The sequence below is a fragment of the Phormidium sp. CCY1219 genome, from assembly GCF_035615515.1.
In the GTDB taxonomy this organism is placed as follows: domain Bacteria; phylum Cyanobacteriota; class Cyanobacteriia; order Cyanobacteriales; family Laspinemataceae; genus CCY1219.
This window is the reverse complement of sequence record NZ_JAJENT010000879.1, coordinates 1-481: the sequence shown is the minus strand read 5'-3', so window position 1 is coordinate 481 and position 481 is coordinate 1. Positions and strand designations below refer to the sequence as shown.

Sequence of the window (481 nt, the reverse complement as noted above, 5' to 3'; positions counted from 1 at the left end):
GTGGCGACAACAACGACATTATCGCAGGCAACCTCGGCAACGACAGCATCCAAGGAGATGCCGGAGACGACAACATCGCTGGCAACGAAGACAACGACACCATTTCCGGCGGAGACGACAACGATCGCATCACCGGCGACAGCGGCAACGACAATATCCAAGGAGATGCCGGAGACGACAACATCACCGGCAATGCCGACCAAGATTATATAGAAGGCAACGACGGCAACGACAGTATCGAAGGTAACGATGGTCTCGACACCATCTCCGGCGGCAACGACAAGGACACCATATCCGGCGGCAACCATAATGACCAAATCTTCGGAGATGCCGGAGACGACAGCATCACCGGAGATGACGGCGAAGACACCATCAGTGGTGGCGACAACAACGACATTATCGCTGGCAACCTCGGCAACGACAGCATCCAAGGAGATGCCGGAGACGACAACATCTCAGGCAACGACGGCGACGACATCAT

At 55.7% G+C, this 481-nt stretch carries 1 protein-coding gene; it reads left to right on the top strand.

Going from position 1 to position 481, the window contains the following annotated elements; translation table 11 throughout:
- On the top strand, positions 1–481 hold a 481-nt coding region (locus LKK83_RS28775; protein WP_324634898.1), incomplete at both ends, for a calcium-binding protein.